Source organism: Pseudomonas sp. Au-Pse12 (assembly GCF_021341665.1).
Lineage (GTDB): Bacteria > Pseudomonadota > Gammaproteobacteria > Pseudomonadales > Pseudomonadaceae > Aquipseudomonas.
Genome location: NZ_JAJTTH010000004.1, coordinates 502,709 through 529,138 on the forward strand (window position 1 = coordinate 502,709; position 26,430 = coordinate 529,138).

Annotated in this window: 23 protein-coding genes; 19 read left to right on the plus strand and 4 right to left on the minus strand. The window is 61.7% G+C overall.

Features of this window, described 5'->3' with window-relative positions; translation table 11 throughout:
* Window positions 1-154: 154 nt before the first annotated feature.
* From argE to coaA, 11 genes are all read left to right on the plus strand, one after another.
* Complete coding sequence (gene argE / locus LXM55_RS14130; protein ID WP_233320909.1) at window positions 155-1,309, plus strand: acetylornithine deacetylase; 1,155 nt, start codon at window positions 155-157, stop codon at window positions 1,307-1,309.
* Between the two features lie 140 nt (window positions 1,310-1,449).
* Window positions 1,450-2,748 (plus strand): amino-acid N-acetyltransferase, encoded by a 1,299-nt coding sequence (gene argA, locus LXM55_RS14135; RefSeq protein ID WP_233320910.1) that lies wholly within the window; start codon window positions 1,450-1,452, stop codon window positions 2,746-2,748.
* Window positions 2,749-3,249: 501 nt separating this feature from the next.
* Window positions 3,250-4,635: an OprD family porin gene (locus tag LXM55_RS14140; RefSeq protein ID WP_233320911.1), complete on the plus strand. Its 1,386-nt coding sequence runs from the start codon at window positions 3,250-3,252 to the stop codon at window positions 4,633-4,635.
* A 273-nt stretch (window positions 4,636-4,908) separates the two neighbouring features.
* Entirely contained in the window at window positions 4,909-5,547 is a 639-nt protein-coding gene (locus tag LXM55_RS14145) for a peroxiredoxin (RefSeq protein WP_233320912.1), read from the plus strand.
* A 311-nt stretch (window positions 5,548-5,858) separates the two neighbouring features.
* The gene (gene ssuE, locus LXM55_RS14150) at window positions 5,859-6,452 is read left to right on the plus strand and encodes an NADPH-dependent FMN reductase (protein WP_233320913.1); all 594 of its coding nucleotides are present in this window, start codon (window positions 5,859-5,861) and stop codon (window positions 6,450-6,452) included.
* A gap of 89 nt (window positions 6,453-6,541) precedes the next feature.
* Entirely contained in the window at window positions 6,542-7,507 is a 966-nt protein-coding gene (locus LXM55_RS14155) for a sulfonate ABC transporter substrate-binding protein (RefSeq protein ID WP_233320914.1), read from the plus strand.
* 24 nt (window positions 7,508-7,531) lie between these two features.
* The gene (gene ssuD, locus LXM55_RS14160; protein WP_233320915.1) at window positions 7,532-8,680 is read left to right on the plus strand and encodes an FMNH2-dependent alkanesulfonate monooxygenase; all 1,149 of its coding nucleotides are present in this window, start codon (window positions 7,532-7,534) and stop codon (window positions 8,678-8,680) included.
* Window positions 8,681-8,689: 9 nt separating this feature from the next.
* Window positions 8,690-9,478, plus strand: coding sequence for an aliphatic sulfonate ABC transporter permease SsuC (gene ssuC, locus LXM55_RS14165; protein WP_233320916.1), 789 nt, complete (start codon window positions 8,690-8,692; stop codon window positions 9,476-9,478).
* A complete protein-coding gene (gene ssuB / locus LXM55_RS14170) occupies window positions 9,475-10,281 on the plus strand; it encodes an aliphatic sulfonates ABC transporter ATP-binding protein (protein ID WP_233320917.1) in 807 nt (268 codons plus the stop codon). Before ssuC ends, ssuB begins: the two co-directional genes overlap by 4 nt.
* A gap of 109 nt (window positions 10,282-10,390) precedes the next feature.
* Window positions 10,391-10,606 (plus strand): TOBE domain-containing protein, encoded by a 216-nt coding sequence (locus LXM55_RS14175; RefSeq protein ID WP_011064106.1) that lies wholly within the window; start codon window positions 10,391-10,393, stop codon window positions 10,604-10,606.
* A gap of 117 nt (window positions 10,607-10,723) precedes the next feature.
* Window positions 10,724-11,641, plus strand: coding sequence for a type I pantothenate kinase (coaA, locus tag LXM55_RS14180; RefSeq protein WP_267924393.1), 918 nt, complete (start codon window positions 10,724-10,726; stop codon window positions 11,639-11,641).
* Window positions 11,642-11,659: 18 nt separating this feature from the next.
* Here coaA and LXM55_RS14185 read toward each other — a convergent pair whose 3' ends face one another.
* A complete protein-coding gene (locus LXM55_RS14185; protein ID WP_233320919.1) occupies window positions 11,660-12,298 on the minus strand; it encodes a TetR/AcrR family transcriptional regulator in 639 nt (212 codons plus the stop codon).
* Between the two features lie 146 nt (window positions 12,299-12,444).
* Window positions 12,445-13,821 carry a glutamine synthetase family protein gene (locus LXM55_RS14190; RefSeq protein ID WP_011064103.1) on the minus strand — a complete coding sequence of 459 codons (1,377 nt, stop codon included), beginning with the start codon at window positions 13,819-13,821 and terminating at the stop codon, window positions 12,445-12,447.
* 278 nt (window positions 13,822-14,099) lie between these two features.
* On the opposite strand from LXM55_RS14190, the gene LXM55_RS14195 reads away from it, so the two are divergent.
* The 8 genes from LXM55_RS14195 to LXM55_RS14230 all read left to right on the plus strand — a co-directional run bounded on the left by LXM55_RS14195 (window position 14,100) and on the right by LXM55_RS14230 (window position 23,284).
* A complete protein-coding gene (locus LXM55_RS14195; RefSeq protein WP_233320920.1) occupies window positions 14,100-14,882 on the plus strand; it encodes a gamma-glutamyl-gamma-aminobutyrate hydrolase family protein in 783 nt (260 codons plus the stop codon).
* Window positions 14,883-14,920: 38 nt separating this feature from the next.
* Window positions 14,921-16,279, plus strand: a complete 1,359-nt coding sequence (locus tag LXM55_RS14200; protein WP_011064101.1) for a glutamine synthetase family protein — start codon at window positions 14,921-14,923, stop codon at window positions 16,277-16,279.
* A gap of 56 nt (window positions 16,280-16,335) precedes the next feature.
* Window positions 16,336-17,700 (plus strand): aspartate aminotransferase family protein, encoded by a 1,365-nt coding sequence (locus tag LXM55_RS14205; RefSeq protein WP_233320921.1) that lies wholly within the window; start codon window positions 16,336-16,338, stop codon window positions 17,698-17,700.
* Between the two features lie 184 nt (window positions 17,701-17,884).
* Window positions 17,885-18,982 (plus strand): polyamine ABC transporter substrate-binding protein, encoded by a 1,098-nt coding sequence (locus tag LXM55_RS14210; RefSeq protein WP_233321044.1) that lies wholly within the window; start codon window positions 17,885-17,887, stop codon window positions 18,980-18,982.
* 189 nt (window positions 18,983-19,171) lie between these two features.
* A complete protein-coding gene (locus LXM55_RS14215) occupies window positions 19,172-20,266 on the plus strand; it encodes a polyamine ABC transporter substrate-binding protein (protein ID WP_233320922.1) in 1,095 nt (364 codons plus the stop codon).
* Window positions 20,267-20,337: 71 nt separating this feature from the next.
* The gene (locus LXM55_RS14220; protein ID WP_233320923.1) at window positions 20,338-21,480 is read left to right on the plus strand and encodes an ABC transporter ATP-binding protein; all 1,143 of its coding nucleotides are present in this window, start codon (window positions 20,338-20,340) and stop codon (window positions 21,478-21,480) included.
* A gap of 35 nt (window positions 21,481-21,515) precedes the next feature.
* Window positions 21,516-22,397 carry an ABC transporter permease subunit gene (locus tag LXM55_RS14225; RefSeq protein WP_233321045.1) on the plus strand — a complete coding sequence of 294 codons (882 nt, stop codon included), beginning with the start codon at window positions 21,516-21,518 and terminating at the stop codon, window positions 22,395-22,397.
* Complete coding sequence (locus tag LXM55_RS14230) at window positions 22,394-23,284, plus strand: ABC transporter permease subunit (protein ID WP_233320924.1); 891 nt, start codon at window positions 22,394-22,396, stop codon at window positions 23,282-23,284. Before LXM55_RS14225 ends, LXM55_RS14230 begins: the two co-directional genes overlap by 4 nt.
* A 98-nt stretch (window positions 23,285-23,382) precedes the next feature.
* On the opposite strand, the gene LXM55_RS14235 is transcribed toward LXM55_RS14230, so the two are convergent.
* Window positions 23,383-23,724, minus strand: a complete 342-nt coding sequence (locus tag LXM55_RS14235; protein WP_233320925.1) for a carboxymuconolactone decarboxylase family protein — start codon at window positions 23,722-23,724, stop codon at window positions 23,383-23,385.
* Window positions 23,725-23,903: 179 nt separating this feature from the next.
* A complete protein-coding gene (locus tag LXM55_RS14240; protein WP_233320926.1) occupies window positions 23,904-26,330 on the minus strand; it encodes a penicillin acylase family protein in 2,427 nt (808 codons plus the stop codon).
* Between the last annotated feature and the right edge of the window lie 100 nt (window positions 26,331-26,430).

The following is a 26,430-nucleotide window of genomic DNA, read 5'->3' on the forward strand; positions in this document are numbered from 1 at the left end:
GGAAAATCCAGGATCGGGAGCGCAGCCGGGGAAGAGTTGGCTGCCAAGGCCGTGCAGTGTACAGGACAAGGCGCCCGGAGGTGCCGCGGCGGTTCCTTCCGCTTGCGGGATGCCTCTATGATGGACCTCACATTGGGATTCCCGGAGACCGCTCATGCCCCTGCCGTCCATGAAGGAGCAGTTCGCCGCACTGATCGCCACGCCATCGGTGAGCTGTACCCAGGCCGCCCTGGATCAGTCCAACCGCGCGGTCATCGACTTGCTGGCCGGCTGGCTAGGCGACCTGGGTTTTGCCTGCGACATTCAGCCGGTCAGCCCCGGCAAGTTCAACCTGTTGGCGAGCCTTGGCAGTGGTCCCGGCGGTTTGGTACTGGCCGGTCACAGCGACACCGTGCCCTATGACAGCGCGCTGTGGCAGACCGACCCCTTGACGTTGACCGAAGTTGACGGCCGCTGGGTCGGCCTGGGCAGTTGTGACATGAAGGGCTTCTTTGCCCTGATCATCGAGGCGGTGCGGCCCTTGCTGGATCAGCCCTTCAAGCAGCCGCTGCTGATCCTCGCCACCTGTGACGAAGAGAGTTCCATGGCCGGCGCCCGGGCCCTGGCAGAGGCTGGTCGCCCGCTGGGGCGCGCAGCGGTGATCGGTGAGCCGACGGGGCTCAAGCCGATCCGCCTGCACAAGGGGGTGATGATGGAACGCATCGATATCCTCGGCCGCAGCGGTCACTCGTCGGACCCGAGCCTGGGCCGCAGCGCTCTGGAGGCGATGCACGACGCCATCGGTGAACTGCGCGGTCTGCGCTTGCTGTGGCAACGCGAGTACCGCAATGCGCAGTTCAGCGTGCCGCAACCGACCCTGAACTTCGGCTGCATCCATGGGGGCGACAATCCCAACCGCATTTGTGGCCAGTGTTCCCTGGAGTTCGACCTGCGCCCCTTGCCGGGCATGAACCCGGCCATGCTGCGTGAAGCGATCCGGCAGAAGCTCAAGCCAATTGCCGAACGCCATGAAGTGCAGATCGACTATGCGCCGCTGTTCCCCGCCGTCCCGCCTTTCGAGCAGCCCGAGGATGCCGAGCTGGTGCGGGTAGCGGAGCGGTTGACCGGGCATCGCGCCGAAGCAGTGGCGTTTGGCACCGAAGCACCTTATCTTCAGCGCCTTGGCTGCGAGACCCTGGTGCTCGGCCCGGGCGACATTGCCTGTGCCCACCAGCCGGGGGAGTACCTCGAAATGTCACGCTTGCAGCCTACCGTGCATCTATTACGTGAATTGATTGAACATTACTGCCTGACACCGGCCCGGTTTTAAGTAAATTGCCGGCGTTCCTGTCCGTACCCATGAGGAGAGTAAGCGTGTTGCCAAGCCTGTTCCGACGATAACCATCAGCCCGCCGTGAGTTTTCCGTTTCGTCCTTTCATAGGCTGCTTTTTATTTACAGGCTCAGGTTCATGCCCGAATACGTCAATTGGCTTCGCCACGCGTCTCCCTATATCAACGCCCACCGCGACTGCACCTTTGTGGTCATGCTGCCCGGCGACGGCGTTGAACATCCCAACTTCGGCAACATCGTCCACGACCTGGTGCTGCTCCACAGCCTGGGCGTGCGGCTGGTGCTGGTGCATGGCTCGCGTCCACAGATCGAAGCCCGCCTGGCGGCGCGCGGCCTCACGCCGCATTACCATCACGGCCTGCGGATCACCGACGCGGCGACCCTGGAATGCGTGATCGACGCCGTGGGCCAGTTGCGCATCGCCATCGAGGCTCGCTTGTCCATGGACATGGCTTCCTCGCCGATGCAGGGCTCGCGGCTGCGGGTGGCCAGCGGCAACCTGGTGACCGCCCGTCCGATCGGTGTGCTTGAAGGCGTCGACTATCACCACACCGGCGAAGTACGCCGGGTCGACCGCAAGGGCATCAATCGCCTGCTGGATGAGCGCTCCATCGTGCTGCTCTCGCCTCTGGGCTATTCGCCTACCGGGGAAACCTTCAACCTGGCCTGCGAAGACGTGGCCACCCGCGCCGCCATCGACCTGGGGGCCGACAAGCTGTTGCTGTTTGGTGCCGACCTGGGGCTGTTGGATGAAAACGGCAAGCTGGTGCGCGAGCTGCGTCCGCAACAGGTGCCGGCGCACCTGCAGCGCCTGGGCGGCAACTATCAGGCCGAACTGCTGGATGCGGCTGCCGAGGCGTGCCGCGGCGGGGTCGGGCGCAGCCATATCGTCAGCTACGCCGAGGACGGTGCGCTGCTGACCGAGCTCTTTACCCGCGACGGCGGCGGCACCCTGGTGGCCCAGGAGCAGTTCGAGCGGGTGCGCGAGGCGGCGATTGAAGACGTGGGTGGTCTGCTGGACCTGATCAGCCCGCTGGAAGAGCAGGGCATCCTGGTGCGGCGCTCCCGCGAGGTGCTGGAGCGCGAGATCGAGCAGTTCAGTGTGGTGGAGCGCGAGGGCATGATTATCGCCTGCGCGGCCCTGTACCCGATTGCCGATTCCGATGCCGGCGAACTGGCGTGCCTGGCGGTGAACCCCGAGTACCGTCATGGCAAGCGTGGCGACGAATTGCTGGAACGGATCGAGACCCGGGCCCGTGCCCAAGGCCTGAAGACGTTGTTCGTCCTCACCACGCGGACTGCCCACTGGTTCCGTGAGCGTGGTTTCGTGCCCAGCAGCGTCGAGCGCCTGCCATCGGCCCGGGCCTCGTTGTACAACTATCAGCGCAATTCGAAAATCTTCGAAAAAGCCCTCTGAACCCGCCTCTTTGCACAGCGCGCGGCCACGGCCCGGTCAGTTGATCGGGCCGTGGCCGCGCGTTGCACATGTCAGAAAAATTTCATTTCGATACAAAAACTGTAACAAATTGACGGGAGGATAAGCACTTAGCCATGATTGCGTCGCTTTTTTGATCCTGTTTGACGTTTTGCGCGCACAGCGCATCGGATCATGGGCCGCAGAAGTGGGAGCAATCTTTTCAGCAATTAGCTTGTGAGCGTCTACGCTGGGACGTTTGGCGTATTAATAGCGAGCTTTATTCCTGAAAGGCATGAAAAAGAATTAAACAATTCTTTTTGGGTTTATGAGTAATTCATTACCCTGCAGGGACCAAATCATTGCGATTAGACCATGGTCGTAGACACAGATCGTTACGATTGACTTATCGGTCACGGTCTGGCGCTAATCGCGCATCTGTGGCACCCGGGCGTTCGATCCGGGGCCAGGAACCACAAGAACTAGAAACGAGAGGAGCGAAACATGAACAAGTCCACCTTGGCCCTGGCTGTGGCCGTAGGGGTTTTGGCGCAGCAGGCAGGCGCCGCCGGTTTCATCGAAGACAGCAAGGCCACCTTGGGGCTGCGTAACTTCTATATCAATACCGATAACCGTGATGGCGATACCAAAGCCGCCAAAGCCCAGAGCAAGCAGGAAGAGTGGGGGCAAGGCTTCATCTTCAACTTCACTTCTGGCTATACCGAAGGCACCGTAGGCTTCGGTCTGGATGCTATCGGCCTGTTGGGCGTTCGTCTGGACTCCGGTGGTGGTACTAACGGTGCGAGTAAGACCTCTTATGGCGGTACCGTTTTCCCGACTCACTCTACCAACGGCAACAACGCTGAGGCGGTCAATGACTTCTCCAGCCTGGGCCTGACCGGCAAGGTCAAGGTTTCCCAGACCGAGTTGAAGATCGGTACCCTGCAGCCGAACAACCCAGTGATCAAGTACAACGACGGTCGTCTGTTGCCGCAAACCTTCCAGGGCGGCCAGATCACTTCGAACGAGATCAAGGACCTGACCCTGACTGCAGGTCAGATCGAACACGCCAAAGGGCGTAACTCGACTAACAACGAAGGCCTGTCGATTGCCGGCGCCAACGGCGGCTCCGACTTCAGCAAAGGCAAGTTCAGCAACAAGTTCTACTACGGTGGTGCTGACTACAAGATCACCAAGGATCTGACCGCTTCGTACTACCACGGTGAGCTGAAAGACTTCTATTCGCAGAACTTCCTGGGCCTGGTGCACAACTGGTCCATTGGTCCTGGAGTGCTGAAAAGCGACTTGCGCTACTACCGCAGCCGCGACAACGGCTCCAATGGCGATACCCCTGCTTACTTCACATCGGGCTACTACGGTGGCACTACCACCAAGGGTAAAGTTGATAACAACCTGTACAGCTACTTGGCTCTGTACTCGGTTGAAGGTCACACCTTCGGCGGTGGCTATCAGTACAGCAATGGCGACAGCGACTTCCCTTGGCTGAACCAGGGTGACGGTTCGTCCGCCAGCATCATTACCGACATGCAGATCCAGAAGTTCGCCCGTGCCGGCGAGCGTACCTGGCAGGCTCGCTACGCCTATGACTTCGCCAAGGTTGGCGTGCCTGGCCTGACCGCCGGCATCATTTACCTGCGCGGTAACAACATCGACACCGCTGGTAAAATCGGCGCTGATAAAAACCCTACCCTGGGCACTGGCGGCACCGAGTGGGAGCGCGACCTGACCCTGTCCTACGTGGTTCCGCAAGGTCCGCTGAAGAACCTCGGTCTGACCTGGAAAAACGCCATGTGGCGTAACGACATTCCGGGCCAGCGCGACCAGGACGAAAACCGCCTGATCGTCAGCTACTCGATCCCGCTGCTGTAATAGCGTGATAAAACCTCGCCCGGCGCAATGCCGGGCGAGGTGTTGCTTCAAGTCAGGCCCACCCCCGTGAGCCCTTCCTGAGATCCCCTCTTTTTACAGCGACTCAAGGCCTTCTCGAACCTTGTTGAGAAGGGTGGTCTTCGCCTGCGCGCGCGTCCAGTGAAGAGATTTTTAATATTCTTTACTGTTATTAATAAATCGATATTTATTCTTTTTAAATAGTCTCCCGTGCAGGCAGAGTAGCGCCATCACGCACTCACAGGAGCAGCATCCATGAGCCTCAGACTGGGCGACATCGCCCCCGACTTCGAACAGGATTCCAGTGCCGGCAAGATTCGTTTCCACGAGTGGCTGGGCGACAGCTGGGGCGTGCTGTTTTCTCATCCGGCGGACTTCACCCCGGTGTGCACCACCGAGCTGGGCTTTACTGCCAAGCTCAAGGACGAATTCGCCCAGCGCGGGGTGAAAGCCATTGCCCTGTCGGTGGACCCGGTGGATTCGCATCACAAGTGGATCGAGGATATCAACGAGACCCAGAACACCCGGGTCAACTTCCCGATTCTGGCGGACGCCGATCGCAAGGTCTCGGACCTCTATGACCTGATCCACCCCAACGCCAGCGACACCCTGACCGTGCGTTCGCTGTTCGTCATCGACCCGAACAAGAAGATTCGCCTGACCATTACCTATCCGGCCAGCACGGGGCGCAACTTCAACGAAATTCTCCGGGTCATCGACTCGCTGCAACTCACCGATAACTACAAGGTGGCCACCCCGGCCAACTGGCAGGACGGTGACGAAGTGGTCATCGTGCCCTCGCTCAAGGACGAGGAAGAGATCAAACGACGCTTTCCCAAGGGTTATCGCGCAGTGAAGCCCTACCTGCGCCTGACCCCGCAACCCAATCGCTGACCGACTCACCGCTGCAGGAGCCGGTTTGCCGGCGAAGGCGGTGGTGAGGCCGGTGCACGTTTCGCGGACCCTTTCACGGGCAAGCCCGCTCCTGCGCAGGGCGCCGGAGTAACAGATCCATAAAGCAGGGGTTTTAAGGCCGTTTCGACGGCCTATTTTTTTGCCTGGAGAGCACGGCTTTTTATATTCATTTAAGGAATAAACAAATGAATAAATAAGATTTATGGATATATAAATAGGCTGTTAAGGTCTGTTCAGTCCGGCGAGATCGCATCCCGCGAATCGCTTTCTTCGTTCAAGGAATTTTCTGCATGCTGGTGGTCTCTCTCGGTGGCAGTCCCAGCCAACGCTCCCGTTCCGGGGTGCTGCTGGAGTTGGCCAAGCGCTGGTTACAGCAGCAAGGCGTGGAAGTGGTCAGCTACCAGGTGCGGGATTTCCCGGCCGAAGACCTGCTCCACGCGCGCTTCGACAGCCCCAAGGTCATTGACCTGTTGCAACAGATCGAACAGGCCGATGGCCTGCTGATCGCCACGCCGGTGTACAAGGCGTCGTTTTCCGGGGCCCTGAAAACCCTGCTCGACCTGCTGCCCGAGCGCGCCCTGAGCCACAAGGTGGTGCTGCCCATGGCCACCGGCGGCAGCATCGCTCACATGCTGGCGGTGGATTACGCGCTGAAGCCGGTGCTCTCGGCGCTCAAGGCCCAGGAAATGCTCCAGGGCATCTTTGCCGAGGACAGCCAGATCGCCTACGGCGAAGGCAGTGCCCAGCCGCAGCTGGCCGAGGCCCTGGAGCTGCGTTTGAAAGAGGCCCTGGAACAGTTTCATAGCGCCATGGCCCGTCGCCCCAAACCGCTGGACCCGCATCTGCTGAATGAACGCCTGTTGAGTGCTCGCTGGAGCATTTGAGCTTCACCCCCGATTGAACGACTCGCCTTACTCGCCCGCCAACGGGCAAGCAGGTGCAGCCACAACCCCACAGCAAAAAGGAGAGCGCCATGCGCCCTGTCATTTTGCGTCGCGGTCTGGTCGCTCTGTTTGCTGCGGCTGTGTCCTTCGGCGCCATTGTTCAAGCTCAGGCCGAAACCTTGCGGATCGGCTATCAGAAATACGGCACCCTGGTGCTGCTCAAGGCCAAGGGCTCCCTGGAGAAGCGCCTGGCGCAGCAGGGCGTCGAGGTGCAGTGGACCGAATTTCCCGGTGGCCCACAGCTGCTGGAAGGCCTCAACGTCGGCTCCATCGATTTCGGCGTGACCGGCGAGACCCCACCGGTATTCGCTCAGGCCGCAGGCGCCGACCTGCTGTACGTGGCCTACGAACCGCCAGCGCCTCACAGCGAAGCGATCCTGGTGCCCAAGGGGTCACCGATCCAGTCGGTGCAGGACCTCAAGGGCAAGAAGGTGGTGCTGAACAAGGGCTCCAACGTCCATTACCTGCTGGTCCGCGCCCTGGAAGACGCCGGCCTCAAGTACAGCGATATCCAGACCGTGTTCCTGCCGCCCGCCGATGCCCGTGCCGCCTTCGAGCGTGGCAGCGTGGATGCCTGGGTGATCTGGGACCCCTACCAGGCGGCAGCCGAACAGCAACTGCAAGCCCGCACCCTGCGTGACGGCAGCGGCATCGTCGACAACCACCAGTTCTACCTGGCGACCAAACCCTACGCGCAACAGCATCCCGAGGTGATCAGCACCCTGGTGGAAGAAGTGCGGGCGGTGGGCGAGTGGTCCAAGGCCAACCCCCAGGAGGTCACCGAGCAGGTGGCGCCGCTGCTGGGCTTGCCTGCCGACATCACCCTGACGTCGGTGAAGCGCCAGGGTTACGGCGCGGGTTTCCTGACTCCTGAAGTGGTCGCCGCGCAGCAGAAAATTGCCGACAGCTTCTATCAGCTCAAGCTGATTCCCAAGCCTCTGAGCATCAAAGACGTGATCTGGACGCCCACCGCCGCCGTGGCCAAAGCGCCGTAATTCGACCCCTTAGGAGACAACTCCATGAGCCTCAATATCTTCTGGTTCCTGCCGACCCACGGCGACGGCCATTACCTTGGCACCGCCGAAGGCGCCCGCGCCGTCGATCACGCTTACCTGCAACAGATCGCCCAGGCTGCCGATCGCCTGGGCTTTGGTGGCGTGCTGATTCCCACCGGGCGCTCCTGCGAGGACTCCTGGCTGGTCGCCGCCTCGCTGATTCCGGTGACCCAGCGTCTGAAGTTCCTCGTAGCCCTGCGCCCAGGGATCATTTCCCCGACGGTGGCGGCCCGCCAGGCGGCAACCCTGGACCGGCTGTCCGGTGGCCGGGCGCTGTTCAACCTGGTGACCGGTGGCGATCCCGACGAGTTGGCCGGCGATGGCTTGTTCCTCGACCATGAAGAGCGTTATCAGGCCTCCGTGGAGTTCACCCGTATCTGGCGGCGAGTGCTGGAAGGTGAAACCGTGGACTACGACGGCCAGCACATCAGCGTGAAGGGCGCCAAGCTGCTCTATCCGCCGCTGCAACAACCGCGTCCGCCGCTGTATTTCGGTGGCTCTTCGGAAGCCGCCCAGGACCTGGCCGCCGAGCAGGTGGAGATGGTCCTGACCTGGGGCGAACCGCCGGCCGCCGTGGCCGAGAAGATCCATCAGGTGCGCGACAAGGCCGCCAAGCTCGGGCGCACCGTGCGTTTCGGCATCCGCCTGCACGTGATTGTGCGGGAAACCAACGCCGAGGCCTGGCAGGCTGCCGAACGCCTGATTTCCCATCTGGACGACGACACCATCGCCCGGGCCCAGGCGTCCCTCGCACGTTTCGACTCCGTGGGCCAGCAACGCATGGCGGCCTTGCATGGTGGCCGTCGCGACAAGCTGGAAGTCAGCCCCAACCTCTGGGCGGGTGTTGGCCTGGTGCGTGGCGGGGCCGGCACTGCCCTGGTGGGGGACGGCCCGACCGTGGCGGCGCGGATGAAAGAGTACGCGGACCTGGGCATCGACACCTTCATCTTCTCCGGTTATCCGCACCTGGAAGAGTCCTATCGCGTGGCCGAGCTGCTGTTCCCGCACCTGGATATCGAACGGCCCAAGCTGCCCGAAGCCGCCGGCTACGTCAGCCCGTTCGGCGAGATGGTCGCCAACGACATCATTCCCAAAGCCGCGTCGCAGAGCTGAGGTGCGGCCATGAATGGACAACGCATAGTGCAGCGTCTGGCGCCCTGGGGCCTGCCGTTGCTGCTGCTCGCGGTGTGGCAGCTGTCGGTGTCGGCGGGCTGGCTGTCGACCCGCATCCTGCCGGCCCCCAGTGCCGTGATCGAGGCCGGGGTCAACCTGGTGCGCAGTGGTGATATCTGGACCCACCTGGCCATCAGCGGCTGGCGCGCCGGGCTGGGCTTCGTCATTGGTGGCGGCATCGGCCTGGCGCTGGGCTTCATCACCGGCTTGTCGAAGTGGGGCGAGCGGCTGCTGGACAGCTCGGTGCAGATGATCCGCAACGTGCCGCACCTGGCGCTGATTCCGCTGGTGATCCTGTGGTTCGGCATCGATGAGTCGGCGAAGATTTTCCTGGTAGCACTGGGCACGCTGTTCCCGATCTACCTCAACACTTACCACGGCATCCGCAACGTCGACCCGGCGCTGGTGGAGATGGCTCGCAGCTACGGCCTGTCCGGTTTCGCTTTGTTTCGCCAGGTGATCCTACCGGGGGCCTTGCCCTCGATCCTGGTGGGCGTGCGCTTTGCCCTGGGCTTCATGTGGCTGACCCTGATCGTTGCGGAAACCATCTCTGCCAGCTCCGGCATCGGCTACCTGGCGATGAACGCCCGGGAGTTCCTGCAGACCGACGTGGTGGTGCTGGCGATTGTTCTGTACGCCGTGCTCGGCAAGCTGGCGGACCTGGCCGCGCGTGGCCTGGAACGGGTCTGGCTGCGCTGGCACCCGGCCTACCAAGTGGCCAAAGGCGGTGCCCAATGACCGCTCAACAACCTCCGCGGCTGCTGCAGGGCATTCCCCTGGCGGTGCGCAAACTGCAAAAGACCTTCGGCTCGCGGCAGGTGCTGCGGGACATCGACCTGCACATTCCCGCCGGCCAGTTCGTCGCGGTGGTGGGGCGCAGCGGCTGCGGCAAAAGCACCTTGCTGCGCCTGCTGGCCGGCCTCGACCGGCCCAGCGCCGGTGAGTTGCTGGCCGGTTCCGCGCCCTTGAGCGCGGCCATTGAAGACACCCGGCTGATGTTCCAGGAAGCGCGCTTGCTGCCCTGGAAAAAAGTCATCGACAACGTCGGGCTCGGGCTCAAGGGCAACTGGCGCCCGCAAGCCCTGCAAGCCCTTGAAGCGGTGGGGCTGGCGGACCGAGCCCAGGAATGGCCGGCGGCCTTGTCCGGTGGGCAGAAGCAGCGCGTGGCGCTGGCCCGCGCCTTGATCCACCAGCCCCGGCTGTTGCTGCTGGATGAGCCGCTGGGAGCGCTGGATGCCTTGACCCGGATTGAGATGCAGCAACTGATCGAACGCCTGTGGCAGCAGCATGGCTTCACCGTGCTGCTGGTGACTCACGATGTCAGCGAGGCGGTGGCGATTGCCGATCGGGTGATCCTGATCGAGGACGGCGAAGTGGGCCTGGACCTGCACGTCGAACTGCCACGCCCGCGGGTGCGGGGTTCCCATCGTCTGGCGGCGCTGGAAACCGAAGTCCTCAATCGCGTGTTGTCACTGCCCGGCTCGCCGCCGGAACCGGAACCCGTTTCACCCTTGCCCACGCAGTTGCGTTGGGCGCTCTAGAGCAGCGGCAAGTTTCCAGCGGCGAGCGGCAAGCAAGAGCGTCGTGCTTGTGCTTGCAGCTGACCGCTTGAAGCTTGCAGCTCTGTTTTTCGACCTTAGGAGAAACACCATGACCATCAAGGCCATCAACGTACGCAACCAGTTCAAGGGCACCATCAAGGAAATCGTCGAAGGCGATGTGCTGTCGGAAATCGACGTGCAGACCGCTTCCGGAATCGTCACTTCGGTGATCACCACCCGCTCGGTGAAAGAGCTGGAGCTGTCGATTGGCAGTGAAGTGATTGCCTTTGTGAAGTCCACCGAGGTGTCGATCGCCAAGTTGTGAGTCATGCACGATCACGGCCCCGAACGGTGCAAGCCCTTCGGGGCTTTTTCATGGGCGCTGTAAATACCGGTCAGATTTGATACTTTCCCTGCTTTCGGCAAGACCTGAACAGTAAACATGACAACAGAGCAGGGTCCAAACGTGGGGTATCTGGAGTTCGATCGCGACCATTGGGCCGCTCTGCGGGCCGGGGAACCGATGAGTCTTGCGCCATCCGAGATGGAGACGCTGACCAGTCCGACCCAGCCCATGGCGCCCGAAGAGGTGCGGCAGATTCTCCTGCCGCTGTCGCGCCTGCTGCATTTGCACGCGGCACAAGTGCAATCGCTCAAGGTGCCGCAGACCGGCTTCAAGGCGCCCTACGTGATTGGCGTTTCCGGCAGCGTGGCGGTGGGCAAGAGCAGTTTTGCCCGGGTCCTGGCGGCGCTGCTGGCCTATTGGCCGGGCAAACCCAATGTGCACCTGGTGACCACGGATTCATTTCTGTATCCGCTGGCGACCCTGCAGGAAAAAAATATTCTGCACCGCAAGGGGTTTCCCGAATCCTACGATGAACCGCTGTTCGTGGATTTTCTCCAGGCGGTGTGCCGCCGGGGCGAAGCAGCGCGGATTCCCATCTATTCCCATGTCCGCTACGACATCCTGGCCGACGAGGCGCAGTCGGTGGAGGCGCCGGACATCATCATCCTGGAAGGCTTGAACGTGTTGCAGGGGGAGCGGGGGCAAGGCTTGAATGCCTTGGACTTCATCGATTTCTCGATCTATGTCGACGCCCCGCAAGCGACCATCAAGACCTGGTACCTGGAGCGGTTCGTCTATCTGAAGAACACCGCCTTCCAGTCGGCGGACTCCTACTTCAACAAGTACAAGGGCCTGTCCGATACCGAGGCGCTGTCGGTCGCCTCCGATACCTGGGACCGGGTCAACCTGAAAAACCTCGTTGAAAACATCCTGCCGACCCGCGAGCGGGCCAACCTGATCATCCACAAGTCGGCGGACCACAGCATCGACCGACTTTTGTTGCGCCAGGCCTGAGCACCCCAGGCGCTGGCCTCAGGGCGCGGTGGGGCGCTTGGCCAGGTAGGGCGGCAGGTACAGGCCCAGGTAGGCATCGAACACGCGCATGCCTTCCTCGGCCATGCGCGGGGTGATCTGCCCGTGCTGTTGCACTGAGCGGGCGTACACCCGGTCTCCCAGCTCCATGGCCAGGGCGAACACGTCCACATCGGCGGGCAATCTTGGCAGCTCGAAGTGCTGATTGAACAACTTGTGCATCAGGTCCCCCAGCTCGATGTCGTGCTGGCGGTCGGCCTGGGTGACTTCGGTCAGGCCGTGCTGGGCGAGGATCAGCTGGCGGGCCGCCGCGTCTGCGTCGTAGATGGCCAGCATGCGTTGCTCCACCAGGCGTGACAGGTCGTGCCAGCTGGCGAGCTGCTCGTGGTCGATGGGCGCTTGCAGGCAGGCGCGGAATGCCGCGTGCACGTCGGCGGTGAGCGCTTCCAGCAGGGCCGGAACGCTGGCGAAGAAGTGATAGACCGATGACGGCGGGATCTGCGCCTTTTCGGCCACGCTGTAGATCGACAGGCTGGCCACGCCCTCGGCCGCCAGCAGGGTCCGTGCGGCTTCGAGTATCGAGTCGATCCGGGCCTGGCTGCGTGCACGGGGTTTGCGGAGCGGGGCGGTGCGCGTCATCGGTGTCTCCTACAGGGCAGCGGGCATTGTACGCGAGTGGGCAGGCATCCCTGTAGCCGCAGCCCGGGGCTATTGCGCATGCGAATCACGGGCACAAAAAAACGCCGCGGGGGTAAACCCTGCGGCGTTCTTCATGCAACTGGCGCTTACACGGTGTGCAGGTACCAGTTGTACTCGAGGTCGGAGATGGAGTGTTCGAACTCCTCCAGCTCGCTCTCTTTACAGGCGACGAAGATATCGATGTATTTCGGGTCGATGTACTTGGCCATGACTTCGCTGTCGTCCAACTCGCGCAGGGCATCGCGCAGGTTGTTCGGCAGGCTCTGCTCGTTCTGCTCGTAGGAGTTGCCTTCGGTAGGCGCGCCCGGCTCGATCTTGTTGGTCAGGCCGTGGTGCACGCCCGCCAGGACCGAAGCCATCAGCAGGTACGGGTTGGCGTCGGCACCGGCAACCCGGTGTTCGATGCGCACCGCATCAGCGGACCCCGTCGGTACGCGAATGGCCACGGTACGGTTGTCCAGGCCCCAGCTCGGCGAGTTCGGCACATAGAACTGTGCACCGAAACGACGGTAGGAGTTGACGTTCGGGCAGAGGAAAGCCATCTGCGCCGGTAGGGTCTCGAGCACACCGCCGATCGCGTGACGCAGTGCGGCGTTCTGCTCGGGATCCTCGCTGGCAAAGATGTTCTTGCCATCTTTATCCAGAACCGAAATGTGGACGTGCAGACCGTTGCCCGCCTGGCCCGGGTAAGGCTTGGCCATGAAGGTGGTGTCCATCTCATGGTCGTAGGCGATGTTCTTGATCAGGCGCTTGAGCAGTACCGCGTAGTCGCAGGCTTTGATCGGGTCGGCCACGTGGTGCAGGTTGACTTCGAATTGTGCCGGGGCACTTTCCTTGACGATGGCGTCCGCCGGGATGCCTTGTTCCTTGGCACCTTCGAGGATGTCCTGGAGGCAATCGACGTATTCGTCGAGGTCGTCGATCAGGTAGACCTGGGTGGAATGCGGACGTTTGCCGGAGATCGGCGAACGCGGAGGCTGTGGACGACCGTTCACATTCTCCTGGTCGATCAGGTAGAACTCCAGTTCAAAGGCCGCGCAGATGGTCAGGCCCAGTTCGTCGAACTTGGTCACGACCTGGCGCAGCACTTCCCGCGGGTCGGCGAAGAACGGATCGCCTTCGAGTTCGTGCATGGTCATCAGCAGTTGCGCGGTCGGGCGCTTCTGCCAGGGTTCGTTGCACAGGGTATCGGGGATTGGATAGCAGATTCGGTCAGCATCGCCGATGTCCAGGCCCAGGCCGGTGCTTTCCACCGTAGAGCCATTGATATCCAGGGCAAACAGGGAGGCCGGCAGGTTGATGCCTTTCTCGTAAACCTTGTGGAGGCTGGTGCGTTCGATGCGCTTGCCGCGCACCACACCATTCATATCCGCAATCAGAAGGTCAACGTACAGAACCTCAGGATGTTCCTTAAGGAACGCGTTCGCTTCGTTGAGCTGAACGGCACGCGGGGGTACCGACATGATGCAACACCTTTGTTGTTAAAAATATCAATCATTGATCTTTTCTGGTTTCAGTCAACCCGAACGGCATGCCGAAGTCAAGTAAGGCCCTTTATGCCCTAATAAAGGGCTGGCAAGGCTCTTTTGGGGCAAAACAGGGCGTTTTTTGGGTTCCGGCTGCCGTGGGTGCCGCAGGCTTGAGCGGGCCGTGTTGTATTTTTTACGGGGGTGTTGTGTAAAAAAATGAACAAGGCTAAGCTCGAATCAAACCCATAACAGCAATAATACCGGGGTGTTTCATGTCTCGCCTGCCGTTAATCGGCATCACCGCCTGCTCCAGGCAGATCGGTCTGCATGCTTATCACATCAGTGGCGACGAGTATGTCCACGCAGTAGCCAGCGCCGCCCAGGGCGTGCCGGTGATCCTCCCATCCATGGCGAAACTGTTTTCCCCGTCCGATATTCTGGACGGTCTGGACGGCATTCTCTTTACCGGTTCCCCCTCCAATATCGAACCCATTCATTACCAGGGCCCCGCCAGTGCGCCGGGCACTGCTCATGATTCTGCACGGGACGCTACCACTCTGCCGCTGTTGAATGCCGCGATTGCCGCCGGAGTTCCGGTGCTGGGCATCTGCCGCGGGTTCCAGGAAATGAATGTCGCCCTGGGCGGCAGCCTTCACCAGAACGTGCATGAAGTGCAGCCGTTCATGGACCACCGACACGCAGAACAGCCCGGCCAGCCGCTGGACGCCTGGTATGCACCGGCCCATGAGCTGCACGTCAAGGCCGGTGGCGTATTGGCGGAGCTGGGCCTGCCCGAACGCATACACGTCAATTCGATCCATGCCCAGGGCATCGAGCGTCTGGCCCCGGGCCTGCGGGTCGAGGCCCTGGCGCCCGATGGGCTGGTGGAAGCCGTTTCAGTCCAAGCAAGCAAGGCTTTTGCGTTGGGGGTGCAATGGCACCCCGAATGGCAGGTAAGCTGCAACCCTCACTACCTGGCCATTTTCCGGGCTTTTGGTGAGGCCTGCCGCAAGCGGGCAAGACAACGCGACGCCGAAGCGTCACACAAGGCCTGACTTAATAGAGAGTCAGGAAACTCAGCCTAGAGGCATTTATGAGTAACAACCTCGACCAGCTCACCGATTGGTTGAAAGACCACAAGATCACAGAAGTCGAATGCATGATCGGCGACTTGACCGGGATCACCCGGGGCAAGATCTCGCCGACCAACAAGTTCATTGCCGAGAAAGGCATGCGTCTGCCCGAAAGCGTGTTGCTGCAGACCGTGACCGGCGACTATGTCGAAGACGACATCTATTACGAACTGCTGGACCCGGCCGACATCGACATGGTCTGCCGACCGGACCAGAACGCGGTGTACCTGGTGCCTTGGGCCATCGAGCCCACCGCTCAGGTGATCCACGACACCTACGACAAGCAGGGCAACCCCATCGAGCTGTCGCCGCGCAACGTCCTGAAGAAAGTGCTCAAGCTCTACGCCGACCATGGCTGGCAGCCCATCGTGGCGCCGGAGATGGAGTTCTACCTGACCAAGCGCAGTGACGACCCGGACTACCCGCTGCAGCCGCCGATCGGCCGCTCCGGCCGCCCGGAAACCGGCCGCCAGTCGTTCTCCATTGAAGCCGCGAACGAGTTCGACCCGCTGTTCGAAGACGTCTACGACTGGTGCGAACTGCAGGAGCTGGACCTGGACACGCTGATCCACGAGGACGGCACGGCGCAGATGGAAATCAACTTCCGTCATGGCGATGCCCTGTCCCTGGCCGACCAGATCCTGGTGTTCAAGCGCACCATGCGCGAAGCCGCGCTCAAGCACGACGTGGCCGCCACCTTCATGGCCAAGCCCATGACCGGCGAGCCGGGCAGTGCCATGCACCTGCACCAGAGCATCATCGACATCAACACCGGCAAGAACGTCTTCTCCAACGAAGACGGGACCATGAGCCAGCTGTTCCTCAACCACATCGGCGGCCTGCAGAAGTTCATTCCCGAGCTGCTGCCGCTGTTCGCCCCCAACGTCAACTCGTTCCGCCGCTTCCTGCCCGATACCTCGGCGCCGGTGAACGTCGAGTGGGGCGAGGAGAACCGCACCGTAGGACTGCGGGTGCCGGATGCCGGGCCGCAGAACCGCCGGGTGGAAAACCGTCTGCCGGGTGCCGACGCCAACCCGTACCTGGCGATCGCCGCCAGCCTGCTGTGTGGCTACATCGGCATGGTCGAAGGCCACAACCCGAGTGCGCCGGTGGTGGGCCGTGGTTATGAACGCCGCAACCTGCGTCTGCCGCTGACCATCGAAGACGCTCTGGAGCGCATGGAAAACAGCAAGACCATCGAGAAGTACCTGGGCCAGAAGTTCATCACCGGCTACGTCGCGGTGAAACGGGCCGAGCACGAAAACTTCAAGCGCGTGATCAGCTCATGGGAGCGAGAGTTCCTGTTGTTCGCCGTCTGATCCGCCGGGCGCCACTGCCCGCCAGTGGCGCCTTCACTGACACTTAGGAGAGATTGATGACTCATAAAAACCCGCAAACCCGCGAGTGGCAAACCCTCAGCAGTGATCACCACCTGGCGCCTTTCAGTGACTTCAAGCAATTGAAGGAGAAGGGGCCGCGAATCATCACCCATGCCAAGGGGGTGTATCTCTGGGACAGTGAAGGCAATCAGATTCTCGACGGCATGGCCGGCCTGTGGTGCGTAGCCATTGGCTATGGCCGTGACGAACTGGCGGAAGCCGCCAGCCAGCAAATGCGTGAGCTGCCCTACTACAACCTGTTCTTCCAGACCGCCCACCCGCCGGTGCTGGAGCTGTCCAAGGCCATCGCCGACATCGCGCCAGAAGGCATGAACCATGTGTTCTTCACCGGTTCCGGCTCCGAAGGCAACGACACCATGCTGCGCATGGTCCGCCACTACTGGGCGATCAAGGGCCAGCCGAACAAGAAAACCATCATCAGCCGAGTCAACGGCTACCACGGTTCTACCGTGGCCGGTGCCAGCCTCGGCGGCATGACCTACATGCACGAACAGGGCGATCTGCCGATCCCTGGCATCGTCCACATCCCGCAGCCGTACTGGTTCGCCGAAGGCGGCGACATGACTCCTGAAGCCTTCGGCATCTGGGCCGCCAACCAGCTCGAAGAGAAGATCCTCGAACTGGGCGTGGACAATGTCGGGGCCTTTATCGCCGAGCCGATCCAGGGCGCCGGCGGCGTGATCGTACCGCCAGACAGCTACTGGCCGCGGATCAAGGAAATCCTCGCCAAGTACGACATCCTCTTCGTCGCCGACGAAGTGATCTGTGGCTTCGGCCGTACCGGTGAGTGGTTCGGTAGCGATTTCTACGGCCTCAAGCCCGACATGATGACCATCGCCAAGGGCCTGACTTCCGGCTACATCCCCATGGGTGGCCTGGTCGTGCGTGATGAAGTGGTGGCGGTGCTCAACGAGGGCGGCGACTTCAACCACGGTTTCACCTATTCCGGGCACCCGGTAGCCGCTGCCGTGGCTCTGGAAAACATCCGCATCATGCGCGAAGAGAAAATTATCCAGCGCGTCCATGAAAAAACGGCACCTTATTTGCAGAAACGTCTGCGCGAGCTGAGTGATCACCCGTTGGTGGGCGAAGTTCGCGGGGTAGGCCTGTTGGGCGCCATCGAACTGGTCAAGGACAAGGCCACCCGGGCGCGTTACGAAGGCCGTGGCGTGGGCATGATCTGCCGCCAGTTCTGCTTCGACAATGGTCTGATCATGCGCGCCGTGGGCGACACCATGATCATTGCGCCGCCGCTGGTGATCAGCGAGGCGGAGATCGACGAGCTGGTGGCCAAGGCACGCAAGTGCCTGGACCTGACCTTGAGTGTGCTCGAGGGCTGAGTGCTAGGCTTTGAGCGCGGTGCTTGCGGGCGCTGGGTTCAAAGCAGATATAAAGGCCGGGTCTTTCCTTGAAAGCCGGCCTTGGATCTTGCCAGACTACCCGCCGTTTTGGTTGCCCGGATATTGGCCGCTGAGCGAGTGGTTAAAAAGAACAATTGGAGCATTACGCATGAAGGCATTAGGTATGAAGTTAGCTGGCAAGACCCTCCTCGCCATGTCCCTGATGGGCGTGATGGCGGCGGCAGCACAGGCGGACGATAAAGTGCTGCACGTTTACAACTGGTCCGATTACATCGCGCCGGACACCATCAAGAAGTTTGAGACCGAGTCGGGCATCAAGGTTGTCTATGACGTGTTCGACAGCAATGAAACCCTGGAAGCCAAGTTGCTTGCCGGCAAATCCGGCTATGACGTTGTGGTGCCTTCCAACAACTTCCTGGCCAAGCAGATCAAGGCGGGCGTCTATCAGGAACTGGACAAGTCCAAGTTGCCGAACTGGAAGAACCTCAACGAATCGCTGCTCAAGGCGGTATCGGTGAGCGACCCGGGCAACAAGCACGCGTTCCCTTACATGTGGGGCTCGATCGGCATCGGCTTCAACGCCGAGAAGGTCAAGGCCGCCCTGGGCGCCGATGCACCGACCAACTCCTGGGACCTGCTGTTCAAGCCGGAGAACGCCGAGAAGTTGAAAGCCTGTGGCGTCAGCTTCCTCGATTCGCCAACCGAGATGATTCCGGTGGCGCTGCACTACCTGGGCTATCCAACCGACAGCCAGGACAAGAAACAACTGGCTGAAGCCGAAGCGCTGTTCCTCAAGATCCGTCCTTCGATTGCCTACTTCCACTCGTCCAAGTACATCTCCGACCTGGCCAACGGCAACATCTGCGTAGCCGTGGGTTACTCGGGCGACATCTACCAGGCCAAGGCCCGTGCCGCCGAAGCCGGTGACAAGGTCAAGGTCAGCTACAACATCCCCAAAGAAGGTGCTGGCAGCTTCTATGACATGGTGGCCATCCCTAAAGACGCGGAAAACGTCGAGGGTGCCTACAAGTTCATGACCTTCCTGCAAAAACCTGAAGTGATGGCCGAAATCACCAACGCCGTGCGTTTCCCCAACGGTAACGCGGCTGCAACCCCATTGGTTGATAAAGACATCACCAGCGACCCGGGCGTTTACCCGCCAGCCGAGGTGCAGGCCAAGCTGTACGCGATTGCCGACCTGCCGGCCGCGACCCAGCGCATCCTGACCCGCAGCTGGACCAAGATCAAATCCGGTAAATAAGCCGATTTGCAGCACTACCTGTTGCCGTCGTCGTGGCGAGGGCGGCAACAGGAAACAATTAAATGACAGAAAGTTTTGCTGGATTGGTTTATCGAGGGTAAGTTGCGCGCCGGTTTTGTTGCTGGGCAGCTCGGAGGCTGTCAGGTAGCGCGGGGCAACTTGGGCCCAACTATTTAAGAGGACCTCCACTTGCCTATTTCTTTATTTCGCAAAGCCATGCTGGTCGCCGCCAGCCTGACGCTGGTGGCTGGCGTCCAGGCTGCACCGACCGTGCATATTTATAACTGGTCCGACTATATCGGTCAGAACACCCTGGCCGAGTTTGAAAAGGCCACCGGTATCAAGCCGGTGTACGACGTATTCGATTCCAACGAAACCCTGGAAGGCAAGTTGCTGGCCGGTCGCACCGGTTATGACGTGGTGGTGCCGTCCAACCACTTTCTGGGCAAGCAGATCAAGGCCGGAGCGTTCCAGAAGCTCGACAAGAGCCTGCTGCCGAACTACTCGAACCTCGACCCGGCGCTGCTCAAGCGCCTGGAAATGAATGACCCGGGAAACCAGTACGCAGTGCCCTACCTGTGGGGCACCAACGGCATCGGCTATAACGTCGACAAGGTCAAGGCCGTATTGGGCGTGGACAAGATCGACTCCTGGAGCGTGCTGTTCGAGCCGGAGAACATCAAGAAGCTCAACAGCTGCGGCGTGGCGTTCCTCGATTCCGCCGATGAAATGCTGCCCACGGTCCTCAACTACCTGGGCCTGAATGCCAACAGCACCAACCCCCAGGACTACAAGAAGGCCGAGGCCAAGTTGCTGGCGGTGCGGCCTTACGTGACCTACTTCCACTCGTCCAAGTACATCTCGGACCTGGCCAACGGGAATATCTGCGTGGCCATCGGTTTTTCCGGCGACGTGTTCCAGGCCAAGGCCCGTGCCGCCGACGCCGGCAAGGGCGTGAACATCGCCTATGCGATTCCGAAGGAGGGCGGGGCCCTGTGGTTCGACATGCTGGCGATCCCCAAGGATTCGACCAACGTCAAGGACGCACACGCCTTCATCAACTATTTGCTGCAACCTGAGGTGATCGCCCAGGTCAGTGACTACGTCGGTTATGCCAACCCCAACCCCGGGTCGGACAAGCTGATGGAGCAATCCATCCGCACCGACGAAGCGGTCTACCCACCGCAGGCCGTGCTCGACAAGACCTACGTGTCCACCGAGCTGCCACCCACTATCCAACGCTTGATGACCCGCAGCTGGACCAAGGTCAAGACGGGTAAGTAGTTCCACAGGCTCAAACTATCCAAGGTCCGCCCGCGTGGGGCGGGCTGCAAATTTTGTTGGGAGTTTCGCAAATGGCAGTTGCCTCCGGCGCCTATAAGAAAGCCCTCGAGGGCGACCAGACACCTAAGCAGGTGCTGGTCAAAATCGACCGGGTCACGAAGAAGTTCGACGAGACGGTTGCTGTGGACGATGTGTCCCTGGAAATCAAGAAGGGCGAGATCTTCGCCCTGCTCGGCGGTTCGGGTTCAGGCAAGTCCACCTTGCTGCGGATGCTGGCCGGTTTCGAACGGCCGACGGAGGGGCGAATCTTCCTCGATGGCGTGGACATCACCGACATGCCGCCCTACGAGCGGCCGATCAACATGATGTTCCAGTCCTATGCGCTGTTCCCGCACATGACCGTGGCGCAGAACATTGCCTTCGGCCTCAAGCAGGACAAGATCCCTGCCGCCGAGATCGACGCCCGGGTCGCGGAAATGCTCAAGCTGGTGCAGATGAGCCAGTACGCCAAGCGCAAGCCGCACCAGCTGTCCGGCGGCCAGCGCCAGCGTGTGGCCCTGGCCCGCTCCCTGGCCAAGCGTCCCAAGCTGTTGCTGCTGGACGAGCCCATGGGCGCCCTGGACAAGAAGCTGCGCTCGCAGATGCAGCTGGAGCTGGTGGAGATCATCGAGCGCGTGGGCGTGACCTGCGTGATGGTGACCCACGACCAGGAAGAAGCCATGACCATGGCCGAGCGCATCGCCATCATGCACCTGGGCTGGATCGCCCAGATCGGCAGCCCGATCGACATCTATGAAACCCCGGTCAGCCGCCTGGTCTGCGAATTCATCGGCAACGTCAATATCTTCGAAGGCGAAGTGGTGGACGATGCCGAAGGCCACGCGCTGATTACCTGCAAGGACGTGGACCGCAGCATCTATGTCGGCCACGGCATCAGCACCTCGGTGCAGGACAAGTCGGTGACCTACGCCATCCGCCCGGAAAAGCTCCTGGTGACCGCCGAGATGCCGACCTGCGAATACAACTGGTCCAGCGGCAAGGTCCACGACATCGCCTACCTGGGCGGCCACTCGGTGTTCTACGTCGAACTGCCGAGCGGCAAGCTGGTGCAGTCCTTCGTCGCCAACGCCGAGCGCCGTGGCGCGCGGCCGACCTGGGGTGACCAGGTCTACGTCTGGTGGGAAGACGACAGCGGCGTGGTACTGCGCTCATGAACATGCGAAAGCTCAAGCGCCGACTCAATCGAATAATTCCCGGTGGCCGTCAGCTGGTCATCGGGGTTCCGTTCATCTGGCTGTTCCTGTTCTTCATGTTGCCGTTCTTCATCGTCCTGAAGATCAGCTTCGCCGAAGCGGATGTGGCCATTCCGCCGTACACCGAGATCTACAGCTACGTCGACCAGAAGCTGCAGGTGCTGCTCAACCTGGGCAACTACGCGATGCTCGGCGACGACCAGTTGTACATCGCCGCCTACCTGGGCTCGCTGAAGATGGCGTTCTTCAGCACCATCCTCTGTCTGCTGATCGGCTACCCGATGGCCTACGCCATCGCCAGTGCCCGTAAAGAGCTGCAGACGGTGCTGGTGTTGCTGATCATGATGCCGACCTGGACCGCGATCCTGATCCGCGTCTATGCCTGGATGGGCATCCTCAGCAACAACGGCCTGCTCAACGGCTTCCTGCTGTCCATGGGCTGGATCAACGAACCGCTGCAGATCCTCAACACCAACATCGCGGTGTACATCGGCGTGGTCTATTCCTACTTGCCGTTCATGATCCTGCCGCTGTACGCCAACCTGGTGAAGCACGACATCAGCCTGCTGGAGGCCGCCGCCGACCTGGGGTCGAGCACCTTCAACAGCTTCTGGAAGATCACCGTGCCGCTGTCCAAGAACGGCATCATCGCCGGCTGCATGCTGGTGTTCATCCCGGTGGTGGGTGAATTCGTGATTCCGGAACTGCTGGGCGGCCCGGAAACCCTGATGATCGGTAAGGTGCTGTGGCAAGAGTTCTTCAACAACCGTGACTGGCCGGTGGCATCTGCCCTGGCGGTGGTGATGCTGGCGATCCTGATTGTGCCGATCATCCTGTTCAACCGCAGTCAGGCCAAGGAAATGGAGGGCAAGGAATGAAGCGCTTCAGTTTCTCCAGCCTGATGCTGGTGCTCGGCTTGTTGTTCATCTACCTGCCGATGCTGATCCTGGTGATCTACTCGTTCAACGCCTCCAAGCTGGTGACGGTGTGGGGCGGTTGGTCGATCAAGTGGTACATCGGCCTGCTGGATAACCAGCAGCTGATGGGTTCGGTCATGCGCTCCCTGGAAATTGCCTGCTACACCGCCGTGGCGGCCGTGGCCCTGGGCACCCTGGCGGCGTTCGTGCTGACCCGGATCACCCGCTTCAAGGGCCGCACCCTGTTCGGTGGCCTGGTCACCGCGCCGCTGGTGATGCCCGAGGTGATCACCGGCCTGTCGCTGTTGCTGCTGTTCGTGGCCATGGCCCAGGCGGTCGGTTGGCCTCAGGAACGCGGGATCGTCACCATCTGGATCGCCCACACCACGTTCTGCGCTGCTTATGTGGCGGTGGTGGTGTCGGCGCGCCTGCGCGAGCTGGACCTGTCCATTGAAGAGGCGGCGATGGACCTGGGGGCGCGGCCGTGGAAGGTGTTCTTCCTGATCACCATCCCGATGATCGCGCCGTCTCTGGCGGCTGGCGGCATGATGTCTTTTGCCCTGTCCCTGGACGACCTGGTACTGGCCAGCTTCGTTTCCGGTCCGGGCTCCACCACCTTGCCGATGGAAGTGTTCTCGGCGGTGCGCCTGGGGGTGAAACCTGAGATCAACGCCGTGGCCAGCCTGATCCTGCTGGCGGTGTCCCTGGTGACCTTCCTGGTCTGGTTCTTCAGCCGCCGCGCCGAAGAAGCCCGCAAGCGGGCGATCCAGCAGGCCATCGAGGAAAGCGCCGCCGACTCCTGGAAACAGCCGGAAGTGCGTCGGCCGCAAAGGGTGGAAACTGCCTGAGCCGTGTACAGTGCTGAAAAAAACCTCGCCCCTGAACGGGAGCGAGGTTTTTTTTGCCTTGAACTGTCCCGTCTGGGACGATCGAGGCCGCTGGGCGATCAAGGCTTCAGGCTGTCATACGCCTCCAGTGTCCGCAGTGAGTAGATGTAGGCCGCACCGGCATTCAGCGAGATCGCCGTGGCCAGGGTCGCGGCCACTTCTTCGCGGGTGGCGCCGGCCTTGATCGCGGCGTCGGCATGCACGCCAATACAGCCGTCACAGCGAGTGGTGATGGCCACGGCTATGGAAATCAGCTCGCGAGTCTTGGCGTCGAGCACGTTGTTTTCTTCAGCGGCTTCACCCAGGGCCATATAGGCCTGGACCATTTTCGGGTTGCTCTTGCCCAGGGAACCAAAGGCTTTCTTGATGGTAGGCAGCAGTTCGGACCAGTTATGGAACATCGTATTCACTCCGGGATGGGTTGAGGGAGTACTGTGGCAACACTCTCAGTCTTGACCATCCTGGCGTTTCGGGCCTGTCCGATTTGCTCAGTTATCTGTCCGATACGCTCCAATGAATTCGATCGGCATTCTCATCGCCCAGGCTGGCGTTTGCGGCAGCCTCGATCTGCGCTGCCCGTTTACCGGGGCGCGCGGGCCGGCAGCAGCTTCAGGGTGCTGCGGGTGTTGGCGGTGACTTCCTCTTCGCTGAAGTGCGCCTGCTGATAGACCCCTTCGATATAGGCTTCGGCCTGGTCATCGTAGTGCCTGTCGAACAGTACGCCGCTCTGGCCCACCGGGTTGATGGTCAGGCTATGGGCCGGGTCGGCGAAGTCGATGATGCGCCGGGTCGAGGGCCCGTAGACCACCGACCAGGGCGCCGGACCGATCTTGGCGGTGAGGTTGTTCGGCACCTCATGGCTGCCGGGAGCGTCCAGGGGGCCGACGTTGAACAGCCGGTCCAGGGGCTTCTGCATGCCCAGCGGGTGGCCGTGGGTCAGGGTGTGGGCCGTGCCCCAGCGCCATTGCGCCGGGTTGGCGCCTAGGGTCAGCCGCAGGTGCTCGATGCTGGCGCGCCAAGCCACCTTGACCGTGTCCGCGCGGCTTTCGCGTTGGGGGGTGGTGCGGTTGTCCCACCAGGGCGAGTCGGGGTCGGCGGCCAGCCGGGGCAGGGCGGCGTCCACCACGCGTGCCTGGATCAGGGCGTCGAAATAGGCGTCCCCGAGTTTTTCATGGAAGGTGGCATCGGCCAGGTTGAACAGGAACTGGTTGAACAGCGTGGCGCTGGTGGACTCCAGGGGGTAGTCGCCTTGCCACTTCGCCAGTTGCTCCACCAGCTTCAACTCCTCAGGGTCGCTGACCACTTCACGCAACACGGGTAAAAGCGGCGCCAAGAGGCGCGGTCCATAGGCGGTGGTGGTGCCCAGTTGCAGTTTCTGGGTGTTCTCCAGGTCCCATTTCTGGCTCTTGTCGCTCAGTTGCCGGTCCAGTTGCTGGCCGCGGTCGGCGAGGTTGTAGTAGCCGGGAATCTCCATGCCCGTGGCGGATACCGGCTGGAAGTTGGCGGAGACGATATAGCCCCGAGCCGGGTTTTCCTCTTGAGGGTTGGCGCTGAAGGGGTAGAAGCCTTCCTTGTCCGCCAGGTTGCTGCTGCCGTCGAGGATGAAGGCCGGCTTGGCGCCGGCCGGGCGCTTGGGCAGCAGGGCTGCGGCCCACCAGCCGATGTCGCCCTTGGCGTTGGCCCAGACAATGTTCAGCCCCGGTGCATGGACCTTGGCTGCCGCGGCGCGGGCCTTGGCCAGGGTGTCGGCGCGATTGAGCTGGTAGAAGCCGTCCAGGATCGGGTTCGGGGTTTCCAGGAAGCCCCACCACATGGCGATCGGTGCCTTGCCCACGGTGGTGCCGAGCATGTCGTTGATGATCGGGCCGTGGGGCGACTGGCGCAGACTCAGGGTCACCGGGGCCTGGCCCTTGACCGCAATCTGCTGCTCGCTGCTGATCAGGTCCACCCATTTGTCGTGAAACCAGACCTGGTTGGGGTTCTCCGGGTTGACCTTTTCGGCGATCAGGTCGAGGTCATCGTTCTGGAACATGGTCAGGCTCCAGCCGAAGTCCAGGTTGTGACCGAGGAAGGCGAAGGGCACCAGCGCCTGGTGGTGGCCGTAGAGTTCGAAGCCGGGCGCCGAAAGCTGGGCTTCGTACCACACCGACGGCAGCGAGTAGCGGATATGCGGGTCGCCGGCCAGCAGCGCGCGGCCACTCTTGGTCCGCGAGCCGGAAACCACCCAGGCATTGCTGCCCTCGAATTGCGGCAGCCCGGCGTCCTCCAGGGCTTCCTGGCTCACCCGGGCGATCTGCCCGAGGTCCCGCCAGTCAACGGCGGCCAATGGTGGTGAGGGCTGCCCTTTGCCCTTGGCAAGCACGCCCTTGGCCAGCACACCCTTGGGCTGCCAGTCGAGGTCGAACACCTTCAGGTAATCATTGCCCAGCTGGTCGCGGATGTAGGTCAGCAGCGGTTCGGTGCGAAAGGCCATGGCGAAGCTGTAGGCCATGAAACCGGCGACGCTGACGGTGTCCTCTGCGGTGAAGGGGCGCTTGTGGATGCCCAGGACGTCGAATTCGAGGGGGCTGGCGTGCGTGTCCTGATATTGGTTGATGCCGTCCAGATAGGCTTCCAGGGCCTTCCAGGCGGGGGACTGGCGATCGAGCCCCGCCACGTAGCTGTCAGCCCGCTCGCGAATTCGCAGGCTGCGGAACAGCTTGTCGGTGTCCAGCAGCTTGGGCCCGAGGACCTGCGCCAGCTCGCCCCGGGACAGGCGCCGCAGCATTTCCATCTGGAACAGCCGGTCCTGGGCGTGCACGTAGCCCAGGGCACGGTACAGGTCGGCTTCGTTTTCGGCGCGGATGTGTGGCACGCCGCGTTCGTCGTAGCGCACGGTGACCGAGCCCTGCAGGCCGTTGAGCTCGATCTGGCCCTGGCGCGTCGGCTGCTTGCTGTACAGATAACCGGCCACTCCTGCCAGGAGGGCGAGGATCAGTACGGCGACGACGGTCAGGCTGCGTTTCATGCGGGCTCCTTGCTGTTGTTGTATTCAATGCCGCCTCGGGAGAGCAGCAGAGATTTAGCACAAGTCAGGGGCCCGCGCAGGAGCCAGTCCTTGAATAGTC

Bases quoted from the DNA above. Each gene is read 5' to 3' on its own strand.
- LXM55_RS14190 (WP_011064103.1), bottom strand. From the start codon at position 13,821: ATGTCGGTACCCCCGCGTGCCGTTCAGCTCAACGAAGCGAACGCGTTC.
- LXM55_RS14155 (WP_233320914.1), top strand. From the start codon at position 6,542: ATGCGCCCTGTCATTTTGCGTCGCGGTCTGGTCGCTCTGTTTGCTGCG.
- LXM55_RS14140 (WP_233320911.1), top strand. From the start codon at position 3,250: ATGAACAAGTCCACCTTGGCCCTGGCTGTGGCCGTAGGGGTTTTGGCG.
- LXM55_RS14185 (WP_233320919.1), bottom strand. From the start codon at position 12,298: ATGACGCGCACCGCCCCGCTCCGCAAACCCCGTGCACGCAGCCAGGCC.
- argE (WP_233320909.1), top strand. From the start codon at position 155: ATGCCCCTGCCGTCCATGAAGGAGCAGTTCGCCGCACTGATCGCCACG.
- LXM55_RS14210 (WP_233321044.1), top strand. From the start codon at position 17,885: ATGAAGTTAGCTGGCAAGACCCTCCTCGCCATGTCCCTGATGGGCGTG.
- LXM55_RS14145 (WP_233320912.1), top strand. From the start codon at position 4,909: ATGAGCCTCAGACTGGGCGACATCGCCCCCGACTTCGAACAGGATTCC.
- ssuB (WP_233320917.1), top strand. From the start codon at position 9,475: ATGACCGCTCAACAACCTCCGCGGCTGCTGCAGGGCATTCCCCTGGCG.
- coaA (WP_267924393.1), top strand. From the start codon at position 10,724: ATGACAACAGAGCAGGGTCCAAACGTGGGGTATCTGGAGTTCGATCGC.
- LXM55_RS14220 (WP_233320923.1), top strand. From the start codon at position 20,338: ATGGCAGTTGCCTCCGGCGCCTATAAGAAAGCCCTCGAGGGCGACCAG.
- ssuD (WP_233320915.1), top strand. From the start codon at position 7,532: ATGAGCCTCAATATCTTCTGGTTCCTGCCGACCCACGGCGACGGCCAT.
- LXM55_RS14240 (WP_233320926.1), bottom strand. From the start codon at position 26,330: ATGAAACGCAGCCTGACCGTCGTCGCCGTACTGATCCTCGCCCTCCTG.
- LXM55_RS14195 (WP_233320920.1), top strand. From the start codon at position 14,100: ATGTCTCGCCTGCCGTTAATCGGCATCACCGCCTGCTCCAGGCAGATC.
- ssuC (WP_233320916.1), top strand. From the start codon at position 8,690: ATGAATGGACAACGCATAGTGCAGCGTCTGGCGCCCTGGGGCCTGCCG.
- LXM55_RS14235 (WP_233320925.1), bottom strand. From the start codon at position 23,724: ATGTTCCATAACTGGTCCGAACTGCTGCCTACCATCAAGAAAGCCTTT.
- ssuE (WP_233320913.1), top strand. From the start codon at position 5,859: ATGCTGGTGGTCTCTCTCGGTGGCAGTCCCAGCCAACGCTCCCGTTCC.
- LXM55_RS14205 (WP_233320921.1), top strand. From the start codon at position 16,336: ATGACTCATAAAAACCCGCAAACCCGCGAGTGGCAAACCCTCAGCAGT.
- LXM55_RS14230 (WP_233320924.1), top strand. From the start codon at position 22,394: ATGAAGCGCTTCAGTTTCTCCAGCCTGATGCTGGTGCTCGGCTTGTTG.
- LXM55_RS14200 (WP_011064101.1), top strand. From the start codon at position 14,921: ATGAGTAACAACCTCGACCAGCTCACCGATTGGTTGAAAGACCACAAG.
- argA (WP_233320910.1), top strand. From the start codon at position 1,450: ATGCCCGAATACGTCAATTGGCTTCGCCACGCGTCTCCCTATATCAAC.
- LXM55_RS14175 (WP_011064106.1), top strand. From the start codon at position 10,391: ATGACCATCAAGGCCATCAACGTACGCAACCAGTTCAAGGGCACCATC.